The 20729-nt window shown below is 34.9% G+C and carries 21 protein-coding genes; 14 read left to right on the plus strand and 7 right to left on the minus strand.

Annotated features, from left to right (window positions below):
• Positions 1 to 106 precede the first annotated feature (106 nt).
• From AR685_RS05410 to AR685_RS05435, 6 genes are all read left to right on the plus strand, one after another.
• Positions 107 to 1429 (plus strand): Nramp family divalent metal transporter, encoded by a 1323-nt coding sequence (locus AR685_RS05410; protein WP_047442723.1) that lies wholly within the window; start codon positions 107 to 109, stop codon positions 1427 to 1429.
• 105 nt (positions 1430 to 1534) lie between these two features.
• Entirely contained in the window at positions 1535 to 2008 is a 474-nt protein-coding gene (locus AR685_RS05415; RefSeq protein ID WP_059123950.1) for a hypothetical protein, read from the plus strand.
• Between the two features lie 357 nt (positions 2009 to 2365).
• Positions 2366 to 2902 carry a nucleotide exchange factor GrpE gene (locus AR685_RS05420; RefSeq protein WP_047442721.1) on the plus strand — a complete coding sequence of 179 codons (537 nt, stop codon included), beginning with the start codon at positions 2366 to 2368 and terminating at the stop codon, positions 2900 to 2902.
• 62 nt (positions 2903 to 2964) lie between these two features.
• Positions 2965 to 4086, plus strand: a complete 1122-nt coding sequence (gene dnaJ / locus AR685_RS05425) for a molecular chaperone DnaJ (RefSeq protein WP_047442720.1) — start codon at positions 2965 to 2967, stop codon at positions 4084 to 4086.
• A 91-nt stretch (positions 4087 to 4177) separates the two neighbouring features.
• Positions 4178 to 4528, plus strand: coding sequence for a hypothetical protein (locus AR685_RS05430; protein ID WP_047442719.1), 351 nt, complete (start codon positions 4178 to 4180; stop codon positions 4526 to 4528).
• A 43-nt stretch (positions 4529 to 4571) separates the two neighbouring features.
• Positions 4572 to 5585 carry a glycoside hydrolase family 43 protein gene (locus AR685_RS05435; protein ID WP_052187679.1) on the plus strand — a complete coding sequence of 338 codons (1014 nt, stop codon included), beginning with the start codon at positions 4572 to 4574 and terminating at the stop codon, positions 5583 to 5585.
• 2 nt (positions 5586 to 5587) lie between these two features.
• On the opposite strand, the gene AR685_RS05440 is transcribed toward AR685_RS05435, so the two are convergent.
• On the minus strand, positions 5588 to 6508 hold the full coding sequence (locus AR685_RS05440; protein ID WP_059123951.1) for an acyltransferase family protein: 921 nt from the start codon (positions 6506 to 6508) through the stop codon (positions 5588 to 5590).
• 100 nt (positions 6509 to 6608) lie between these two features.
• Positions 6609 to 7514: a DUF808 family protein gene (locus AR685_RS05445; protein ID WP_059123952.1), complete on the minus strand. Its 906-nt coding sequence runs from the start codon at positions 7512 to 7514 to the stop codon at positions 6609 to 6611.
• A 164-nt stretch (positions 7515 to 7678) separates the two neighbouring features.
• On the opposite strand from AR685_RS05445, the gene AR685_RS18005 reads away from it, so the two are divergent.
• The 3 genes from AR685_RS18005 to AR685_RS05455 are packed head-to-tail and all read left to right on the plus strand — an operon-like array spanning position 7679 to position 9105.
• A complete protein-coding gene (locus tag AR685_RS18005) occupies positions 7679 to 7867 on the plus strand; it encodes a hypothetical protein (RefSeq protein ID WP_131777595.1) in 189 nt (62 codons plus the stop codon).
• Positions 7845 to 8210 carry a hypothetical protein gene (locus AR685_RS05450; RefSeq protein ID WP_059123953.1) on the plus strand — a complete coding sequence of 122 codons (366 nt, stop codon included), beginning with the start codon at positions 7845 to 7847 and terminating at the stop codon, positions 8208 to 8210. Before AR685_RS18005 ends, AR685_RS05450 begins: the two co-directional genes overlap by 23 nt.
• A gap of 34 nt (positions 8211 to 8244) precedes the next feature.
• The gene (locus AR685_RS05455) at positions 8245 to 9105 is read left to right on the plus strand and encodes an alpha/beta hydrolase (protein ID WP_059123954.1); all 861 of its coding nucleotides are present in this window, start codon (positions 8245 to 8247) and stop codon (positions 9103 to 9105) included.
• Between the two features lie 41 nt (positions 9106 to 9146).
• Here the strand turns inward: AR685_RS05455 and AR685_RS05460 are convergent, their stop codons facing one another.
• The 4 genes from AR685_RS05460 to AR685_RS05475 all read right to left on the minus strand — a co-directional run bounded on the left by AR685_RS05460 (position 9147) and on the right by AR685_RS05475 (position 13088).
• Positions 9147 to 9863: a DedA family protein gene (locus tag AR685_RS05460; protein WP_047442714.1), complete on the minus strand. Its 717-nt coding sequence runs from the start codon at positions 9861 to 9863 to the stop codon at positions 9147 to 9149.
• Positions 9864 to 9950: 87 nt separating this feature from the next.
• Entirely contained in the window at positions 9951 to 11063 is a 1113-nt protein-coding gene (gene prfB / locus AR685_RS05465; RefSeq protein ID WP_059124144.1) for a peptide chain release factor 2, read from the minus strand.
• An 87-nt stretch (positions 11064 to 11150) separates the two neighbouring features.
• Positions 11151 to 11681, minus strand: coding sequence for a hypothetical protein (locus AR685_RS05470; RefSeq protein ID WP_059123955.1), 531 nt, complete (start codon positions 11679 to 11681; stop codon positions 11151 to 11153).
• Between the two features lie 57 nt (positions 11682 to 11738).
• Entirely contained in the window at positions 11739 to 13088 is a 1350-nt protein-coding gene (locus AR685_RS05475; RefSeq protein WP_059123956.1) for an AAA family ATPase, read from the minus strand.
• A gap of 231 nt (positions 13089 to 13319) precedes the next feature.
• On the opposite strand from AR685_RS05475, the gene AR685_RS05480 reads away from it, so the two are divergent.
• The 3 genes from AR685_RS05480 (at position 13320) to AR685_RS18080 (ending at position 15790) form a co-directional block, all read left to right on the plus strand.
• A complete protein-coding gene (locus AR685_RS05480; RefSeq protein WP_059123957.1) occupies positions 13320 to 14222 on the plus strand; it encodes an ABC transporter ATP-binding protein in 903 nt (300 codons plus the stop codon).
• Positions 14223 to 14224: 2 nt separating this feature from the next.
• Entirely contained in the window at positions 14225 to 15070 is an 846-nt protein-coding gene (locus AR685_RS05485) for an ABC transporter permease subunit (RefSeq protein WP_059123958.1), read from the plus strand.
• An 81-nt stretch (positions 15071 to 15151) separates the two neighbouring features.
• Positions 15152 to 15790, plus strand: a complete 639-nt coding sequence (locus AR685_RS18080; protein WP_059123959.1) for a hypothetical protein — start codon at positions 15152 to 15154, stop codon at positions 15788 to 15790.
• A 30-nt stretch (positions 15791 to 15820) separates the two neighbouring features.
• Here the strand turns inward: AR685_RS18080 and msrA are convergent, their stop codons facing one another.
• A complete protein-coding gene (msrA, locus tag AR685_RS05495; RefSeq protein WP_082671902.1) occupies positions 15821 to 16471 on the minus strand; it encodes a peptide-methionine (S)-S-oxide reductase MsrA in 651 nt (216 codons plus the stop codon).
• 399 nt (positions 16472 to 16870) lie between these two features.
• Between msrA and alaS the strand changes: the two genes are divergently transcribed.
• Positions 16871 to 19474 carry an alanine--tRNA ligase gene (gene alaS, locus AR685_RS05500; protein ID WP_059123960.1) on the plus strand — a complete coding sequence of 868 codons (2604 nt, stop codon included), beginning with the start codon at positions 16871 to 16873 and terminating at the stop codon, positions 19472 to 19474.
• Positions 19475 to 19801: 327 nt separating this feature from the next.
• Positions 19802 to 20548 carry a hypothetical protein gene (locus AR685_RS05505; protein ID WP_131777596.1) on the plus strand — a complete coding sequence of 249 codons (747 nt, stop codon included), beginning with the start codon at positions 19802 to 19804 and terminating at the stop codon, positions 20546 to 20548.
• Positions 20549 to 20729 lie beyond the last annotated feature (181 nt).

Genomic DNA, 20729 nt, shown 5'->3' on the forward strand with positions numbered 1-20729 from the left:
AAAAAATCCTGAAAGTATATTTTCAGGATTTTTTTATGTGAACCTCACTTTCATTTCATTTATTTAATTAAATTTGTTAGTCATTTCTAACAAATGAAACTTCAGTATGAAAAACGCCTGGCGAAAAGATAAAACATCAGACTCATTACCAGAGGTATTTTCCTCTATTTCTATACCTAAAGGCTCAGGTTTTTGGAGGAAGTATTTGGCATTTGCCGGTCCCGGATTAATGGTAGCAGTAGGTTATATGGATCCCGGAAACTGGGCAACCGATATTGCAGGAGGTTCCCAATTTGGTTATACTCTACTTTCTGTAATTCTTATTTCTAATATTTTCGCAATGGTTCTGCAACATTTATCGGTAAAACTGGGTGTAGTTGCAGAAAGAGATTTAGCTCAGGCCTGTAGAGATCATTTCAAACCAACTACTAATTTTATTCTTTGGATATTTTGTGAAATTGCCATTGCCGCCTGCGACCTGGCAGAAGTCATCGGTTCTGCAATTGCCTTAAATTTACTTTTTGGAATTCCACTGACATGGGGGATTGTAATTACAACGATTGATGTTTTGATTATTTTATTGCTTCAGGCAAAAGGTTTCCGTTGGATCGAAAGTATCGTTGCAGGATTAATGTTTATTATTCTTGTTTGTTTTGGATATGAAATTATCATTTCTAAGCCTGAAATTAACGCTATCTTGGGTGGATTGATTCCTCAAAAGGAAATCATTACTAACCCAGCAATGCTCTATATTGGTATTGGAATTCTGGGAGCTACCGTGATGCCACACAACCTATATCTTCACAGCAGCATCGTCCAGACGAGAGATTACACAAGAGACACTAAAGGAAAAAAAGAAGCCATAAAATTCGCAACTTTAGACAGTACAGTCTCCTTATTATTAGCGTTTTTCATTAATGCAGCCATTTTAATTTTAGCAGCAGCAACTTTTCACACAACAGGAAATGAACACATCGCTGATATTCACGATGCTTATAAAATGTTGACTCCGATTTTGGGAGCATCGATGGCGAGCATAGCTTTTGCGATTGCCCTTTTAGCCTCTGGACAAAACTCTACACTGACAGGAACTCTTGCCGGACAAATTGTGATGGAAGGTTTTCTTAATATCAGATTAAAACCCTGGTTGCGAAGACTCATTACAAGGCTCATCGCCGTAATACCTGCATTGATTGTGACGATTATTTACGGAGAAAAAGGAACGACCGATCTTTTGGTTCTAAGTCAGGTAATTTTATCGATGCAATTGAGTTTTGCAGTTGTTCCTTTGGTTATATTCACCAACGATAAAGCAAAAATGGGTGATTTTGTGAATAAACCCTTTCTAAAAATCTGTGTCTGGATTATTACTGCCGTAATAGTCATTTTAAACTTATACCTTCTGTATCAAACTTTTTTTGGAGTTTAGGAAAAGAGGTATAGATAGAAGGTGAATTTTTACACTGAACTCTTGCTGTTTCAAAAAACTAGATAGAGAACCTATTATAGGTACTGTCAACATTCAATTAAAAAGATGAAGAACAAATCATTACTCAATTTGAATCTTATTCTATTCTTTTTCATCAGTTGTGATTCTGTTTTTTTGAAGCCACTTCAATTTGAAAATGAGTTTAAAAAGCATACTTTAAATAGTGATTCAATTTTGTGCGATGATGATTTTTTACATCCCAGCTATGCTTTTTTGAAAAATGGGAAAATTATAGGTGTTGAATTTAATGGGAATCCAGAGTGTGGAAAATACACCCGAAGATATTTTTTAGATGGAAACGAAAAACTCACCAAAATAGTAGTTGAAAAAGATTATTTCAGTGATCATTGCGGAAAACCATTTGATTCAGTTTATGTCATTCAATTACCTTCAAAGCAGGTAAAGATTTATACCCAATCAACAGATGGAAAAATAACTCGGGATCGAAAAATTATTGAAAACGTAAACATTAACATCGACGAATATAAAGATAAGATTAAAGAATGGCGTCGCCAATAAAATTAATCTTACAATAGGGTTTGTCATAACATGAGTATTTTATCAGATATTTACTTAGAAAATAACAATACCTAAAAATCTATTATTTATTGATTACATCATTATTGAAATGTACACATATCCTTTCTAGCCCGGATAGAAGCGGTTACCCCACAGCAGATGATGACTTTGCGGCCGCGCGAGGAGTATGAGCGGAAGCCGGATCAGCTCCTGAAAATAATGGTAAATTTTATATTAAAAATAGTGTTCACAACATTGACACCTTTATTCGTGATTCAATACATATCTGCCTAAATGTCCAGATTTTTTCTTTGGCAAAATCTTTGACAAACATGGAGTATAAAAAGTTATTGAAACATGGAAAATCAGGATATCAACGAAGAAAATATCAATAATCAGGAAGAAATTACTCCTCAAACGGAAACAACAACAGAAGAAAATGTGACAGAAACGCCTACTGCGGAAGAACTTTTGGCAGAAGAAAAAGATCGTTACATCAGATTGTATGCAGAGTTTGAAAACTATAAAAAAAGAACTTCAAAAGAAAAGATGGAATTCTTTACCTACGCTAACCAGGAAATGATGGTTTCTATGCTGGGTGTTTTGGATGATTTTGAAAGAGCTTTGAAAGAAATTGCTAAAAACGGTAATGAAGCCGATCTACAGGGAGTAGAATTGATTTACAACAAGTTTAAAAACAAACTGACAGAAAAAGGTTTAAAGATTATGGAGGTAAGAGCAGGAGACAACTTCAATGTTGACTATCATGAAGCGATTACACAAATCCCTTCTCCTTCTGAAGATTTGAAAGGTAAAATTGTAGATGTGATTGAAACCGGATATACTTTGGGTGACAAAGTGATTCGTTTTGCAAAAGTAGTAACAGGAAATTAATTATCAGCAGTGGGTAATAAGTAATCAATAATTGCTTATCACTGCTCATTACTTATAAATATATGTCAAAGAGAGATTATTACGAGGTTCTTGAAGTCAGCAAATCTGCGAGTGCCGACGAAATAAAGAAAGCATACCGAAAGATGGCGATCAAATATCACCCAGATAAAAATCCGGGAGATAAAGATGCTGAAGAAAAATTTAAAGAAGCTGCAGAAGCTTACGAAGTACTGAGCGACGACAATAAAAAAGCCCGCTATGACCAATATGGTCATGCAGGAGTTGGTGGCGCAGGAGGCTTCGGTGGTGGAGGCTTTGGTGGAGGTATGAACATGGAAGATATCTTCAGCCAGTTTGGTGATATTTTCGGTGGCGGAGGTTTCGGCGGATTTGGCGGTGGCGGCGGAGGTCGTCAGCAGGTGAAAGGTTCGAATTTACGAATCAGAATCAAACTGAATCTTGAAGAGATGGTAAACGGAACCCAAAAAACTCTTAAAGTAAAAAAGATGAAGATGGCAGAAGGTGCCACTTCAAAAACATGTCCTACATGTAACGGAGCCGGAGTTCAGATGAAGGTGATGAACACTATGTTCGGACAAATGCAGACACAAACTACTTGCGGAACCTGTCAGGGAATTGGTAAAGTTGCTGATAAAATTCCAGCCGGAGCCAATGCACAAGGTTTGATAAAAGATGAAGAAGAAATTGCCATCAACATTCCTGCAGGAGCAAGAGACGGCATCCAGCTGAATGTACGAGGAAAAGGTAATGACGCACCATTTGGTGGAGTACCTGGAGATCTTTTGGTAATTGTAGAAGAGGAAGTAGATAAAACGATCAAAAGAGAAGGGGACAATCTTCATCAGGAACTGTATGTTTCTTTTGCAGAAGCAGCTTTAGGAACTAAAAAAGAAATTCCTACTGTTGGTGGAAAAGTAAAGATCACTGTTGATGCAGGAACTCAATCCGGAAAAATTCTGAGATTAGCCGGGAAAGGTTTGCCTAGTATTGACAGCTACGGAAAAGGAGATATGTTTATCCACATCAATGTATGGACGCCTCAGACGCTGAACAAGGAACAAAAAGATTTCTTTGAGAAGCAAATGTCCAGTGGTGACATGGTTGCAGAGCCTTCAGGAAAGGAAAAAACATTTTTTGACAAAGTGAAAGATTTATTCAACTAAATATGAAGAGAGACTTTTTAGGAAGTCTCTTTTTTCACTTCCATTCAACCCTATATTTAATTACTTACCTGTTTAACGGTAGAAACTCAATATGAATTACAAACTTCAACTTCGTACGCCAGATTCCAACGGTAATCTTGTTTTTAATACCATCATTTTCGATGCATTCAAAGTAAATATTGTAGAAAGATACTATGGCCTTGTCCCGAAATCATGCGATGTTCTATTCAAGGTAAGAACTTTAGATGACCAACTGATCAAAAGAAAAGACGGACATGTGAAAATAAGAATTAAAGATCAGGATTATGAAACCTACAAAAACTTGATAAAAGTTTTCAGCACTTACGAATATAAAAACAAGCTTATCAGCAGAAATGATGCGCAACAAGACTTTGTGCACTTTATTTTGAGGCTGGTAATTATGAATTATAATTTAAACTAAAAATTTTCTCTATTTTCGTAAAGCAATACGGAAAATAAATTCTATGAGAAAAATTCTAATTCTACTTTTTACTAGTGCAATCGGTTACGCACAGGAAAGTCCAAGATATTTATTTGATGATTTATACTTTGCAGATCCTTCCGTTCATGTATTCAAAGACAAAATTTACATCTACCCTTCACACGATATTCAGACCGATGTAAAAGATGCGGCCAACGGAGCACATTTCAACATGAAAGATTATCATGTTCTTACTTTAGACAACATTAATGGGAAAGCTGAAGATCAAGGAATTGCACTGAAACTCGAAGATGTTTCCTGGGCAAAACAACAGCTTTGGGCACCTGATGTTGCTGCAAAAGGAAATAAATACTATCTCTACTTTCCGGCAAAAGATAAAAATGATTTATTTAAAATTGGTGTAGCTTCAGGCAAAAGCCCGATAGGACCATTTAAAGCAGAGAAAAATCCTATTTCCGGCACTTACAGCATTGATCCGACAGTCCTTAATGTTGATGGAAAATATTATATTTATTTTGGTGGTTTAAAAGGCGGACAACTTCAGGAGTATAGAAACAATAAGCATTCTAAAAATTACCCAGAACTCCAAAAAGAGGAAAATGCTTTATTACCCAAGATTGCACTGCTGAAAGACAACATGAAAGAACTGGCTGAAGAGCCCAAAGATGTTTTAATTTTAGATGAAAATGGGAACCAGCTGAAATCAGCTGACCAGCACAGACGTTTTTTTGAAGGAGTCTGGATTCATCAGTACAATAACAAATACTATCTTTCCTACTCTACCGGAGAAACCCACAAACTCGTTTATGCCATCGGTGATAATCCTTACGGACCATTTACCTTTAAAGGTGAAATTCTGACACCTGTTGTGGGCTGGACAACTCATCACAGTATCCTGGAAATTGATAAAAAGTGGTACCTATTTTATCATGACAGCAAAAATTCCGGAGGAAAAAGCTATTTAAGAAGCTTAAAGGTTCGTGAACTGAAATATGACGTTAACGGGCTGATAGAAACGATGAACGGTCAGGATTAAATTTAAAGCAGATATTTCAATTTTTTGTTGACATAGACCAAAGCAAAACTTACCGGAATTAAAATCGCTAAAAAAATCAGAATTTTGTATGGTGATTGAATTTCTGTATAAAAGGTCGATTTCATAATCAGAGGATGTACAACGTATATAGCCGTAGAAAGATTAGCTAGTATTTTAGAATTGGTTTTAATGTACAGATTTTTAAAAAACAAAAACACAAGCGGACAAGTAAAAATTAGTGAAAATAAAATATCTGTACTTTCTGAGCTTATCCAAAAATAATTGACAAAACCTTCTGAAATGACACAGCATACCGCCAGAATCAGTAAAATAGACGTCTGACCGTATTCTGACAAAGCAGTATGATGCTTACTGATCAAAAAACCAATCGTAAGAAACGGAAAACAAACGAAAAGAAAATTTCTGTATAGCAGATACATATTCAAAACTGAATCCTGCTCTTTTTCAAAATAATGAAGATTTCCCAGAATCTGCACTGCATAACCAACTGCAAATAAAAATATTGAAAGAAAAATCAGTAATAATGAACTCTGTTTGCGCAAAAGAAAGAGAATCACTCCTGAAAAAGATGTCCCGATGAGATACCATAAATGATGATATCCGAAAACAACAGTCAATATAATCTGCTCATCGTCTTTCCAATATGAAATGTAGATTGACATCCAGATTGCATACAGAAGAAAGGTTCTGAACAGCCACTTTTTCAGTTTCTTCAAATGATCAATGTGTAAAAAATAAAAGCCTGTAATTACTAAAAAAACAGGAACTGCAATTCTAAACAAGCCGTTGACCAATACATAACTTATCGTAGGGTATGAATCTTTTAAAAAATTCATGTGCAGAAACACGACAAAAAAAGCCAATACAATTTTTAATATATCAATCGTTAGATTTCTGCCCATAGCATCCTGTTTGCCAAACTGTTATAATAGTAAAAATTTCCCTGATAACAAAAATCCTGCTTCAGAAAACTGATGCAGGATTTTTGTTAAGCTACATAATTTATTTCTTTGTAACCACTGTGTAAATTTTCTTTCCACCAGAAATTAAAAACAGTGCCATCAATCCCCCAACAATACCAAAAACAACTTGTTTCAGTGTCTCATGCCATGAAGGTAATGAATGATGAAGATAATCGATATTATGGTCAAAGATTCCACCAGCAACCAAAATTAGTGCGAGAGTACCAACCACGCCCAAAATTTTTATAACCCAAGGAAGAGCTTTCACAAGAAGGTGTCCTAATTTTCCAAAAAAACCTTTATCGTTGCTTTTTTTAATTAATTTGAAACCCGCATCATCCATTCTCACAATAAGCGCAACAATTCCGTAAACGCCGACAGTTGCGATAATCGACACAATAGAAACAGTAACAATTTCTACAAGCAGAGGGTTAAACTGCGACTTTAAAGCTATATAGCCATCCTTTGCTGCTGCCAATGCGATAATGACGATTTCTAGAGATAAAATAAAATCGGTGGTCACCGCAGATTTCACTTTCGCAGCCTCAGCAACTTCACCTTCTTCAATGACTTCATCAGATTCTTCAATAACTTCGTGCCCCTTCTTCTCTCTGTGAAACAAAAATTCAACTATTTTTTCTACGCCTTCATAAGCCAGATAAAATCCACCAATAATTAATATAATTTTGATTGCCGGAGAATACAGCCATTCGAGAAGAAAAACAAAGGGTACAATAATCAATTTATTGATAAAAGAACCTTTCATAATTTTCAGTAAGACAGGAATTTCCCTTGAAGAAAGAAAACCTGTGGCTTTTTCTGCGTTTACCGCCAAATCGTCGCCCAAGATACCTGCTGTTTTTTGGGTTGCAATTTTACTTGTTACAGCAACATCATCCATCAAAGCAGCGATATCATCTAAAATCGCAAAAAAACCAGACGCCATAGTATTTTAATATTTTTTTAATAAGTGTTAAGTCTTACAAAAATATAGATTTTAATTGGGATTATTACCGCTTTTAATAAAGATTAATCAATAGGATTATTAATTGAAATACTTCTGATTTTAAATTCATATATTTAAAATACAATATAATTTTTAACTCTCAGATGAAAACTAAAATGACTTTAGAGAACTTAAGTGAATTTTCAATTCCACTTTCGGATCACCCTCTAAAATGGAAATTTGAAAGCGAAGATATTGATGAATTATTTAATGAATTTGAAGATCAAATTATTGCTTTAAATTCTGAAGCATCAAAATTTTTATGGAACTTTGGATTTAGAAAAATACTTTAATCAATACAGTGAACTATCTTTCAAAGAAAATGAAAATAAGAAAGTTAAAAAATGGCTCTACCACAAAGATATTCGATTTAATCAGAAAGTATTTTGGTCACATCAACCTGACACTGCATTCATTTTAACTTGGAAAATGGTCATTAAATTTTCTGAAAATTTATTTTTTTCAAGTGATGAAATAATTTGGGACAAGACATTAAATTGGGTATTAATTTGTGATCATAATGATATTATTTATTTCGCACAAAACAGAATTTTTAATGCCGACAAGCATAGTGAAGAAAAAATACAAATAAAAAATGCGATTGATGAAATTAATAAGAAGAATGCTAATCATTAAGTTTATTAAAAAATTATTTTATTAATTTTACTCTATGAAAAAGCTTATTCTCAATTACCATTACTTTGTTTTAGGATTGATAGGCTTTGTATTAAATTCTTGTAATTCTAAATTTCGGGTTTGGGTGGGAAAAGACAGTCAGAAAATTTATAACTTGAATTACGGTGACCACAAACGCCAGAAAATGGATGTTTTTCTTCCCGCACAATATCCCCGGGATGCACCAGTTGTCCTTATTATACATGGTGGTGCATGGAAATACGGCAGAAAAGAACATATGATTAAAATTCAGAAAATGCTTTTTGAAAATAATATCCCAAGCATTAATATGAATTACCGTTTGGTTTCTAAGCACCTGACTTACAAAGAGCAGCTTGCTGACATTCATGCTGTAATTGAAAAATTCAATGAATTAGCAGAAAAGTCTGAATTACAGCCCAACAATTACATTCTTTTGGGTGAAAGTGCAGGCGGACATTTAGCACTGCTTTATGGCTATCAGAATTCAGATAAAATTAAAAAAATTATTTCATTAAGTGGTCCCACAGATTTTTATTCAAAGGAATATTTAAATTCGTTTTATTCTAAATATACTTCGGGAACAGTTCAGAAAATGGTTGGAAGCAAATTTGACCGAAAAAATCTATCTGAAGACTTTCAAAGTGCAAGTCCGATTGCCAACATCACCAATGTTCCGACACTTCTGTTTCAGGGAAACCAAGATTTTCTAGTTAACCAAAGACAAGGTTTGGCTTTAGATTCCGCATTGACAGCAATGAATGTTCCCCATAAATTGATTTTTATGAAAAATACCGGTCATGCTCCCAGATTTTTCAGTAAAAAGAAAAGAGACAGCATTATATACCCCAATATTTTGGAATGGATAAAAAAATAACCCGCTCAGCAAGCAGGTTATTTTTTTATGTTTTAAATTGATTATTTTTCTTTGTCAATCAGATCGTCCAAAGTTTCATCTTCCAATTTCGGATTTTCTTTGGGTGCTCCCAGCATAAATTTGAGAATTACCGGAAGTGTTGTAATCAATACAATGACGATGATAATATATTCTAATTTTTGCTTCAGATCAATGCCGAATTGCACAGCAAATAATTCATTCAGATAATGTCCTGCAAAAATCAAAAGAAAAGACCATAAAATACCTCCTATAATATTGTCTCTCAAGAAATCTTTTTTATCCATTTTTACTATCCCTGCAATAATTGGTGTAAAAGTTCTTACAACAGGTAAAAATCTTGCCATGATAATCGCTAATGCACCATTTTTTTCAAAAAAATCATGTGCTTGGAACAAGTATTTCTTTTTAAACAAAAAAGTATCTTTTTTCTTATATAAAGCAGGTCCTGTTTTGTTTCCAAACCAATATCCCACCTGATTACCGATAATTGCAGCGAAAGCTACGGCAGTTGCAAGTATTGTTGTATCTAAAAGCTCACTACCTGTTGACCCGAAGGTCTCTTTGATAATTTCTACGGCATAAATTCCGGAAACAAACAACAGCGAATCCCCCGGAAGGAAAAACCCCACAAACAACCCTGTCTCGGCAAAAATAATAAACAAAATAAGCCAAAACCCACCCATTTTAATATAAAATTCAGGGTTTAATAAATCTCTCCAGCTATTGAAATCTTCCATAAGTAATGATGATGAACAAAAATAAGCTTAATAAAATTATGCTGAAAATATATTAGCATATTTTAACAGAAATGTAAACATGATATTTTATAGGTCTAGATCATCGTCTGAAACAGCAGTTCCATCTGCCATCAGAAATGCTTTGAGGAAAGGCGTAAGGTTTCCGTTCATGACTCCCTCAACATCTGACGTTTCGTGACCCGAACGTACATCTTTTATCAGTTTGTAAGGATGCATAACGTAATTCCTAATCTGGCTTCCCCACTCGATTTTCATTTTACCGGCTTCGATTTCGTTACGTGCCTTAAGACGTTCTTCCAATTCCATTTCGTACAACCTCGATTTCAAAAGCTGCATGGCTTTTTCCTTATTCTGAAGCTGAGAACGTGACTCGGAATTCTCGATAATAATTCCCGTTGGTGCGTGACGAAGACGAACAGCTGTTTCTACTTTGTTCACGTTTTGTCCACCCGCTCCCGAGCTTCGCATAGTTTCAAATGAAATATCTGCCGGATTAATATTGATTTCAATTGTATCGTCCACCAATGGATAAACATACACAGAAACGAAACTCGTGTGACGTTTTGCATTAGAATCAAAAGGAGAAATTCTTACCAGTCTGTGAACACCATTTTCCCCCTTCAGATAACCGAAAGCGTATTCGCCATCAATTTCCAGTGTTACGGTTTTTACGCCAGCAACTTCACCTTCCTGATAGTTAAGTTCTTTGATTTTATAAGTCTGCTTTTCTGCCCACATGGTGTACATCCTCATCAGCATGGCAGCCCAATCACAACTTTCGGTTCCACCTGCTCCTGCTGTGATCTGAATAACTGCGGAAAGCTCATCACCTTCGTTGGAAAGCATATTTTTGAACTCGATATTTTCAATTTTCTCCATCAAAAGCGGAAAGCTTTCGTCAAGTTCTTTTTCAGAATCGGGATCTTCTTTGGCAAATTCCATTAAAACCTGCAGATCTTCAAACTGAGTATTTATTTCTTCATAATCTTCTACCCACTTTTTCTTTGAACGAAGTTGTTTTAGGAAAACCTCAGCAGTTTTAGGATTATCCCAAAATTCGGGAGCTGCGGTTTTTTCATCATCATTGGAGATTTCTATCTTCTTTTTGTCGATTTGAAGATATTTATGAAGGTCTTCAATTCTTGATTGAATTTCTTTTATCTGGTCGTTGTTGATCACGAATATTTCTTTTTTGCAAAAATAAGATTTAAAGTTGAGAGTTTGTAATTTCTGAAATTTTGGTTTAAAGAAATTCATTATGCATTTTTAATCAAAATTCGAGATTTTTTTCTGAACTGATGTTATAGAATCTTTTTTGAAAATAATTAAAAAATGCTCACCAGTTGTCATTAAATATTCTGTTAATGGATTTCCTAAAATATCTGCTCGTAAAGAATCATTTTTAATTTCCGAAAAATAAATATATTTCAAAGGCCCGTGAAAACATCTAACCTCTTCAGGTTTGAGAACTCTGAAATCTTGGTCTCTTCTCCATTTTGAGTTTGTATATTTTTTTGAAAGCTTCAAGATTTCATTTGATTGATAAGAGTTTTTAACTTTAAAATATTCATTACCATAAATTGAATACTTTTTTAATTTAAAAACCCATGGAATAATTTTCACACTTGAAGCGTCGGAGTTGTATTCTTCTAAGAAAGGCTGTAATTTATTTTCTTCTTTTGCTAACGCATTATAAGCAAGCTCATACTTTAAAAAATTTGAGTTCGATTTTTTCTCAAATTTTGTATTGGAAAAACAAGAAACACCCAAAACAAGTACCACTAAAAGATTCTTCATTCATTTACATTAAAAACTGAACTAATTAATCACCAAACTCGCACCTCTAACAACAACTTAGACCTCAGCCTCTCCATTATGTTGAAAGCCAATCTCTCTTCTTGGTATTTCAACAGCTTTGTAAGATTCTAATTCGGATTTTAGAGAATGAATTCTCATCTGGAAATCATCTAAATTATTGACGATAACATCACTCAAAAACTGAGCAATCTGATTGAGATATTCTTCAGTTAACTTTGCACTGGCATCACGCAGCGCACCGTTCAGCAAAGTTTCGTCTATAAGCAGTTTTTCATTTTTTGTTTTCTGATAACGGTTTTTAATACGTTTTTTTAGACTTTGGGTAAAATCAATCAGCATTGTATTGCTGAACACTTTCATTCTAGAAGCAACCGTGCTCCAAAAAGGAATTTTATCAGCCTTATTATTTTTAAGAATTTTAAAAAGCAGTGAATCTTTATCTAAATTTTTGGTCATTGAGTACAAAATGATCTCTGATCTTTCTGCAGCATTAGGAGGAAAAACAGGAATGACCACATCAAATCTTCCGGGAGCAAGAATCTCTTCATCAATGTCTGCCACCGTAGTGGCCGAGCCTACCATCAAAACACCTTCGTTTTCAAATTTCGAGATATGATGCAGAATCACTTCCTGAGATTCAAGATCGCAGGATGCAACGTTGTTCTCTGCACTTCTGGCCATCATAATTTCGTCAAAATCTTCGAGAAAAAGCAAAACTTTATCTTCTTTCATCATATTCAGAAGAAAATCATTGAAGTTGGTTTGATTTCCATCGACAAATGAAGTCCCTAGATAGTGTTTTTTGACTTCTTTAAATTTATAATTAATAATTTCAGCAATCTTGTTTGCCCAAAAAATCTTTCCGCTGCCCGGTGGCCCGTACAGAATAATGCCGACAGGTTTATTGATGCCCCAGTCTTTGATTTGCTGCGGATTTAAAAAAGGTTCTAAAACTTCTGAAATATAAAAAAATAAATCTCTGTAGCCTATAAAATCTCTCTGTTGAAGTTTGGTTTTGTTTCCGAAATAATTGTAGACAAATTGATAATTTCCACCTAATTTATTGTCTATTCCATAGCTTGAAACTGAAGAACGGAAAAATCCGTTGTCATAAATATTGGTTTGATCATCCTGAATGGCTTTTTCAATCTTTTCTTTCGGCTGATTGATGGTTTCAGCGATTTGCTCAACCGTTTTATGTTCATCTAAATCTATCTCATACTGCTTTAAAAAATCTACATTTTCACGGGCAAATTTTTCAAAATCCTCTTTCACTTCAAATTGGGTCGAAATACAGTCGATTAAATCAAGATCAAAATCCTGAATAAACTGTTTAATAGCCTCTGCAGAAACATTAAGTTCCCTTGCAAGTTCGATTAACTTCATAAAATCATCTTTAAATCAAATTTAATGAAAATTTTGCGAAGATGCATGTTTGTTGGATGTTGGATACAGGATGTTAATTGCTAAATAATAGAAGCTGATTACTGGAAGTTGAAAGTTTATGAAGAAGTACTTTATACTTTCCCTTGGCTCTTACCGCTTTTTACCTATATTTCGAATCATTTGTAACATTTCACGAAAAAGAGAAACCTATTACACATACAATCAAATTACATGGAAAAAGTTTTATCGGTCAAAAACCTGACTAAAAAATTCAAAAGAGTCGTTGTCAACAACATTTCCTTTGATGTGGAAAGAGGCAATGTTTACGGACTTCTTGGTCCAAACGGAAGCGGAAAATCAACGACCTTCGGGATGCTTCTATCAACAATTAATCCCACAAGCGGCGACTGGTTCTGGTTTGGCAAAAAAGGAACAGATTCTGAAACCCTTAAGAAAATCGGGGCAATCATCGAACAGCCGAATTTTTATCCCTATTTAAGTGCAGAAACCAATCTTAAAATTGTTGCCGAGATCAAAGGAACACCATACTCAAGAATTAATGAAGTTCTAACTACAGTTGGTCTTTTAGAAAGAAAAAAAGATACTTTTAAAACATTTTCTTTGGGAATGAAACAGCGTTTAGCGATTGCTTCATCTTTGCTTAATAATCCCGAAGTCTTAATTCTGGACGAACCAACGAATGGTTTAGATCCTGAAGGAATCATTCAGATCAGAGAAATCATCGGGACGATTGCAAAACAAGGCATCACGATCATCATTGCAAGCCACCTTTTGGATGAGATTGAAAAAATATGCAGCCATGTGATTGTTTTGAAAGAAGGAAACGCCATCTACTCAGGAAGCGTAGACGGAATGACCACCAATACCGGATTTTTTGAATTGAAAGCTGACAATAATACTTTACTTCTGAGCGCTTTAGAAGAACTTCAGTGGTTTACATCGGTGAAAATTGATGGTGAAATCATTAAAGCACAGATTCGTGATGATGCTTCGATTTCTGCATCCGGATTAAACCAAAAATTGGCTGAGAAAGGTATTTTCTTATCCCATTTAGCTAAGAAAAAACAATCGCTTGAAACTCAATTCCTTGAACTTGTAAAAAACACTCATTAATCATGCTGAAATTATTAAAACTCGAATATTACAAAAACCTGAATTACAGACCATTTAAGGTTTTCACTATACTTTATTTTGCCATTTTGATTGCTCTTCTTTTTATTGGTTTAGCAGAATTTACAATATTTGGTAGTACCATTAATTTTAAAGAACAAGGTATGTATGATTTTCCTGCAATCTGGAATTTCACAACATGGACAGTTGCTTTACTAAAGATATTCTTAGGACTGATCATTGTATTTTCAATCTCACAGGAATTTAGCAACAGAATGTTTAAACAAAATACGATTGACGGTTTGAGCAGAGAAGAATTTATTGGTTCAAAATTAATTACCATTACTATTTTCACGGTGATTTCAACCATAGTTGTTTCGGCAATTACTATGTATTTAGGATTTCAATATTCAAAAACTACAGAATCTGCGCAAGTGTATGCAGAAATATTTTTTATTGGAAATTATTTTTTAAAACTTTTCACTTTTTTCTGTTTCTTTATGTTTCTTTCAATTTTGCTAAGAAAATCAATCTTTGTATTCCTTGCTTTCTTTGCACTTTGGGTCGTCGAGTTAATTGTTGGAGGTATAGAAACCTTTGCAAAAGTAAGCGGAATGCAAGGACCTCAGAGAAACGAGATTCTTCAAAATGATTTTTTCTTCAGTAGATTATTACCATTAGAAAGCATGTCAAGCTTAATTCCTAGTCCAGTAATAAGATTAAATATGGCAAAAGCGATGGGTTTAAAATATGAATTCACCTATCCTACAGAAAGCCTTATCGCTTGTCTGGTTTGGTGCGCCATTTTCATCGTTGGTTCTTACTGGATTTTAAAGAAAAGAGATTGGTAATTTTTTAGTTATCAGATATAAATTATTCAAATACGAAAGTGATTCATGATTGAGTCACTTTTTTTATTTAAATTTAAACCAATGATTTCAGGAAAGAAAATATACTATGTTCCGGGATTGATAAGTGCATTATTGATTCCTGTTTTATTTTGGTATTTTGGGAATCAGAAACTAAATGAGCCTATTAACAATATCATGGATTTTGGGTTGCCTGCAAAATACAATCCTGATATTCCTTTAAAAGAACACGACAAGACTTTCGAGCAAGTAAGAAATTGGAAGTATCAGAAAATAACCGTTCAGCCAAATTCCGCAAAAAACAATTCTCAATTTTATGTTTCAAAAATTAAGGAACTTCAAAAGAGAAATGAAAAAGAAACCGGTATCGAATTTATTTTAGATGACAACAATACTTATGGCGATTTCGCTTCTTTGCTTAATGATATGGCCATTTCTAAACAGGAAACTTACGGCTTAGATTTAGATAAAACAGGACATCTTTTTGCTACCGTTAATTATCAGGACCCAAATGCAAAAGAAATTGAATATGATGGTTTACTTTATAATGACACGATCTATAATGAATATAAGCCCACCTTTTTCGATAATACTCAATTTTTTATAAAGCAACTTCCAAAAGAAACCTTTTATTTATTTTTCGGCTTCTTAATTTTCCTAAATATCTCCATGTTCAGCATCAAAGAAAGATTTTCAAACTAAAAAAAGTTGCCTTCCGACAACTTTTTTGTTTTATTTTTTCGCCTTTGGCGGGTTTGCATTCTTAGCTTCTTCAAATAATCCCGGTTCAATATGACAGTACCCTCCCGGATTTGCGTTCAGATAATCCTGATGAAAATCTTCTGCTCTATAGAAATTCTTTAAAGTTTCGACTTCTACAACAACCGGCTTAGAATAATTTTTAGCTAATTTTTCCACTTCAGCTTTTACGATTGCTTCCGTATTTTTATCCGTGAAATAAATTCCGCTTCGGTAATTATCTCCCACATCATTTCCCTGTCTGTTCAAAGTGGTCGGATCAATTGATTTAAAATAAAGTTCAATCAGAAGTTTCAAATCTACCTCATCAGCATCGTATTTAACTTTCACCGCTTCCGTAAAACCTGTAGTGTGACTCACTACTTCTTCATACGTTGGGTTTTTAGTTTTCCCGTTGGCATAGCCGACTTCAGTTCCTACTACACCTCTCACCTGCTGAAATAAATGTTCGGTTCCCCAAAAACATCCGCCTGCAAAATAAACTTCTTTTACATTTCCTGCTTCCATATTTTTTTTATTTTCTTCTTTAGTTTCTGTTGGTTTTGCTTTTTTGGAATCTCCGCAGCTTGCTGCAAAAACAGCGATTCCAAGAAACATTCCGAGTACTATGAATATATTTTTCATTTTTTGTTGGTTATACTTAATCATTTTGTTGATATCATTTTAGAACACTTTAGTTAGATGCAAATTTCACGCTAAAATTAAATTTGATTGAATTTTAATTTTCAACAATCATTCTTTGATCGTATATACGAAAAAACGAATCAGAACGGTTTTAATTTAAAAGTTAATTGAAAAATTTCACTCTTTTTTTCAAAGTTTGTCGTTTCGGAGGAATCTAAACATTTGAATCTCAGTGGCGATATTCCTGTGGAATGGCAAAGATACCGCTGAACAACTAACTTAACTTTAGTAAAAACAATTCAGAACATCTATAAATTCCCAATAACAATATCTTACAATCACTTAAAAATATTAAATTTGCATTCTTATCAATTTTTTTGATATTTAAAGCTATAAAAAATGACTTCACAGGAAATAAGACAACAGTTTTTAGACTTTTTTCAATCTAAGCAACACCTCATCGTTCCATCTGCACCTATTGTGTTGAAAGATGACCCTACCTTGATGTTTTCCAACTCGGGAATGACGCAGTTCAAAGATTTTTTCTTAGGATACAAAACACCTACCGCGCCACGAATTGCCGATACTCAAAAGTGTCTGAGAGTTTCAGGGAAGCACAATGATTTGGATGATGTGGGTCGTGATACGTATCACCATACTATGTTTGAAATGTTGGGGAACTGGTCATTTGGCGACTATTTCAAAAAAGAAGCTATTACCTGGGCTTGGGAATTGCTGACAGAAGTCTACGGAATTCCGAAAGAAAACCTTTACGTAACCATTTTTGAAGGCGACGCTAAAGAAAATCTGGAAAGAGATACTGAAGCTTATGATCTGTGGAAACAATTCGTTTCTGAAGACCGTATCATCAACGGAAATAAGAAAGATAATTTCTGGGAAATGGGAGCAAGCGGACCTTGCGGACCGTGTTCAGAGATTCATGTAGATTTAAGAACTCCCGAAGAAAAAGCTAAAGTTTCAGGTTTGGAGTTGGTGAACAACGATCATCCTCAGGTTGTGGAAATCTGGAATCTCGTTTTCATGCAGTTCAACAGAAAAGCGGACGGTTCTCTTGAAAACCTTCCTGCAAGACACATCGATACCGGAATGGGATTCGAACGTCTTTGTATGGCTTTACAGCAAAAAGAATCCAATTATGATACTGATGTTTTCACACCGCTGATTGCGAAGGTGGAAGAACTTTCAGGTAAAAAATATACAGGAATTTTAACGGACGAAAAAGACATCGCCATCCGCGTTGTGGTTGACCACATCAGAGCGGTTTCGTTTGCCATTGCAGACGGACAGTTGCCATCTAACGGAGGTGCAGGTTATGTGATCAGAAGAATTTTAAGAAGAGGAATTTCTTACGCTTATCGATTTTTAGACAGAAAAGAACCATTCCTTTTTGAATTGGTGGCCGTTCTTCAAAATCAGATGGGAAAATTCTTCCCTGAACTGGAAAAACAAGGCAAACTGGTTACTGAAGTGATCAAAAGTGAGGAAGAATCTTTTCTAAAAACCATTGAAAGTGGTTTGGTTCGTGTTGAAAAATTAATTCAACAAACAATTGCTGAAGGTTCTAAAGTTTTACCGAGTATAGAAGTTTTTGAACTGTATGATACGTACGGTTTCCCGGATGATTTAACGAGAATTATCGCAGAGGAAAAAGGTTTGACGATTGATGAAGCCGGTTTCGAAGCTGAAATGGCAAAGCAAAAACAGCGTTCTAAAAAAGACTCAGCCTCTAAAGTGTACGACTGGGTTGTTTTGGAAGAAAAGCCTGAAACTTTTGTGGGTTACGACCAAATTGAAGCGGAAACGTACATTACAAGATACAGAAAAGTAGAAAATAAAGACGGCGAATTTTATCAGGTGGTGTTGAGTAACTCACCATTCTATCCAGAAGGTGGTGGACAAATCGGTGATAAAGGTGTCTTAGAAAATGCGGTTGAAAGTCTGGAAGTTTTAGAAACTAAAAAGGAAAACGGACTGATCATTTCGTTGATCAATGGACTTCCGAAGGATGCCGGAGCTGTTTTCTATGCTAAAGTCAACGCTACCGAAAGAAAAAATTCTCAGGCGAATCACTCAGTAACGCATTTGTTGCACGAGGCTTTGAGAGAAGTTTTGGGAACTCATGTTGAACAGAAAGGTTCATTTGTGGGTCCTGATTATCTGCGTTTTGACTTCTCGCATTTCAGTAAAATGACTGAGGAAGAATTGGCTTTGATTGAAGAAAAAGTCAATGCTAAGATTAAAGAAAATATTGCACTGCAGGAGTTTAGAAATATTCCGATTCAGGAGGCGATTGACAAAGGGGCTATGGCATTATTTGGCGAAAAATACGGCGACAGCGTGAGAATGATCCAGTTTGGAAGTTCAAAAGAACTGTGTGGTGGAACTCACGTAAAAAATACCAGCGAAATCGGTCATTTTAAAATCAATTCTGAAAGTTCTGTTGCGGCAGGAATCAGAAGGATTGAAGCGATTTCAGGAGATAAATCTGAAGAATATTTCAGGAGCTTAGAAAAACAGGTGGTTGAGTTGTCTCAATTGCTGAAATCTAAAGACCTTGTCAAATCGATTGAGAAATTGATCGAAGAAAATTCAACTTTAAAATCTGAAGTTGAATCACTTAAAAAAGAAAAAGCAAAAGGCGAAATCGGCGACTGGAAAACTTCTTACGAACACAAAGGCGACAAACAGCTTTTGGTAAAGAAAACTTCTCTGGATGCAGGTTCGGTAAAAGATATCGTATTCCAACTGAAGAAAGAAATCCCCACTTCTGTGACGATCGTGTTATCAGATTACGATGGAAAACCAATGATTACTGTTGGAATTTCTGATGACTTGGCGTCAAGCTATCAGGCAGGAACCATTGTAAAAGATTTAGCAAAAGAAATCCAGGGCGGTGGCGGCGGAAATCCAGGCTTCGCAACAGCAGGAGGAAAAAATCTTGATGGTCTGGAGAATGCATACCAGAAGGCTTTGAATATTTAATGAATTCTAATTCCGTGTAGCGGTTTTTTATAACAAACAATCCCTTTCAGTTTTGAAAGGGATTGTTTGTTTTTAATGACATCTCACTTATCCCGTCCTGACACCGTCACTACAAGTGGATTTTGAAGAAACCGTATCGAGAAGTTTTTTGATTCATCCGCTGTCTGTGGTTGACAGGTTCTCGTCGATACATTTTTCTAAACTGACGGGGCGACTGATGTGTCATTCTCTCTAATTTGCGGGAAAATGAAGTCTAGAAGTATAATTTAACCAATCAGAAACTTAGAGTTTCTGTTTTTTTCATTATCTTTTCCTAAAATATTATTTATGAAAAAACTACTTTTTATTTTAATGGCTTCGATGCTGTTCATGTCTTGTAAGAGCGAAAAAGACAAGACTCAGGAATTTGTGGATATGTATAACCGTTCTTCGGGGATGATTGCCAACAACAAAATTAAATCAACCAAAGCCACCACACCAAATCCGGATCAGATTGATATTTCCGTAGAAACCGATTATGAAGGCAATGGTATCGAAAGCGACTTGGTAACAGCTGCACTCCCCGATCTTATAGGCCAGGCAATAAGAAGCGAAAAATTGGGACAGGAACTTTTCGACAGAGGAGTGAAGTTTAATCTTAAAGTATATGGGTTAAATTCTAAAGTGATTTTAGATAAAACCATCGACAACAAAACCTTAGCGAAAGATGTCGATTTTAAATCAATCGCTGCAGGAGACAAACCCAACAATGCGCAACTGAACAGTATTCTTGAATCATTCAACAAAAATCTACCTATTGAAGACCCTTCAACAGGGACAAAAATTACAAGTATCAAAGCAGATGCAGAAAACAATCTGGTATATACCTGTGAAGTTCCTGACAGTTTCAAAAAAGCACTGGCAATAGCAGGAACAGAAAAAGCAATGAAAGATGCCATGCTGCAATCCGGACAGATCAAGCAGGTTTTTACTCAGACTTCTGTGTTGGGAATTAAACACATCAAATATCTGTACACGGACAAAACAGGAAAGGTGTTGAAAGAAATCACCATCACTAAAGAAGAAGCGATGTAAGACCGCTTTTTGTATAAAAACATAAGAATCCCGAAGTTTCGGGATTTTTTTATTTTGACTGATTCTAATTATTGAAGTTCCCGTAACAATGTAAACTAAATCCTACATGAAAGTTAATTTTTTTGTGTTCTCACCGTAAACTTAAGTTCATACTAGACTCATAGTTTTGTCCTAACTAAAC

Source organism: Chryseobacterium sp. JAH (genome assembly GCF_001507335.1).
Lineage (GTDB): Bacteria > Bacteroidota > Bacteroidia > Flavobacteriales > Weeksellaceae > Chryseobacterium.

Coding starts and splice junctions, on each gene's coding strand:
- AR685_RS05410 (WP_047442723.1), top strand. CDS start 107: ATGAAAAACGCCTGGCGAAAAGATAAAACATCAGACTCATTACCAGAG.
- AR685_RS05415 (WP_059123950.1), top strand. CDS start 1,535: ATGAAGAACAAATCATTACTCAATTTGAATCTTATTCTATTCTTTTTC.
- AR685_RS05420 (WP_047442721.1), top strand. CDS start 2,366: ATGGAAAATCAGGATATCAACGAAGAAAATATCAATAATCAGGAAGAA.
- dnaJ (WP_047442720.1), top strand. CDS start 2,965: ATGTCAAAGAGAGATTATTACGAGGTTCTTGAAGTCAGCAAATCTGCG.
- AR685_RS05430 (WP_047442719.1), top strand. CDS start 4,178: ATGAATTACAAACTTCAACTTCGTACGCCAGATTCCAACGGTAATCTT.
- AR685_RS05435 (WP_052187679.1), top strand. CDS start 4,572: ATGAGAAAAATTCTAATTCTACTTTTTACTAGTGCAATCGGTTACGCA.
- AR685_RS05440 (WP_059123951.1), bottom strand. CDS start 6,508: ATGGGCAGAAATCTAACGATTGATATATTAAAAATTGTATTGGCTTTT.
- AR685_RS05445 (WP_059123952.1), bottom strand. CDS start 7,514: ATGGCGTCTGGTTTTTTTGCGATTTTAGATGATATCGCTGCTTTGATG.
- AR685_RS18005 (WP_131777595.1), top strand. CDS start 7,679: ATGAAAACTAAAATGACTTTAGAGAACTTAAGTGAATTTTCAATTCCA.
- AR685_RS05455 (WP_059123954.1), top strand. CDS start 8,245: ATGAAAAAGCTTATTCTCAATTACCATTACTTTGTTTTAGGATTGATA.
- AR685_RS05460 (WP_047442714.1), bottom strand. CDS start 9,863: ATGGAAGATTTCAATAGCTGGAGAGATTTATTAAACCCTGAATTTTAT.
- AR685_RS05470 (WP_059123955.1), bottom strand. CDS start 11,681: ATGAAGAATCTTTTAGTGGTACTTGTTTTGGGTGTTTCTTGTTTTTCC.
- AR685_RS05475 (WP_059123956.1), bottom strand. CDS start 13,088: ATGAAGTTAATCGAACTTGCAAGGGAACTTAATGTTTCTGCAGAGGCT.
- AR685_RS05480 (WP_059123957.1), top strand. CDS start 13,320: ATGGAAAAAGTTTTATCGGTCAAAAACCTGACTAAAAAATTCAAAAGA.
- AR685_RS05485 (WP_059123958.1), top strand. CDS start 14,225: ATGCTGAAATTATTAAAACTCGAATATTACAAAAACCTGAATTACAGA.
- AR685_RS18080 (WP_059123959.1), top strand. CDS start 15,152: ATGATTTCAGGAAAGAAAATATACTATGTTCCGGGATTGATAAGTGCA.
- msrA (WP_082671902.1), bottom strand. CDS start 16,471: ATGAAAAATATATTCATAGTACTCGGAATGTTTCTTGGAATCGCTGTT.
- alaS (WP_059123960.1), top strand. CDS start 16,871: ATGACTTCACAGGAAATAAGACAACAGTTTTTAGACTTTTTTCAATCT.
- AR685_RS05505 (WP_131777596.1), top strand. CDS start 19,802: ATGAAAAAACTACTTTTTATTTTAATGGCTTCGATGCTGTTCATGTCT.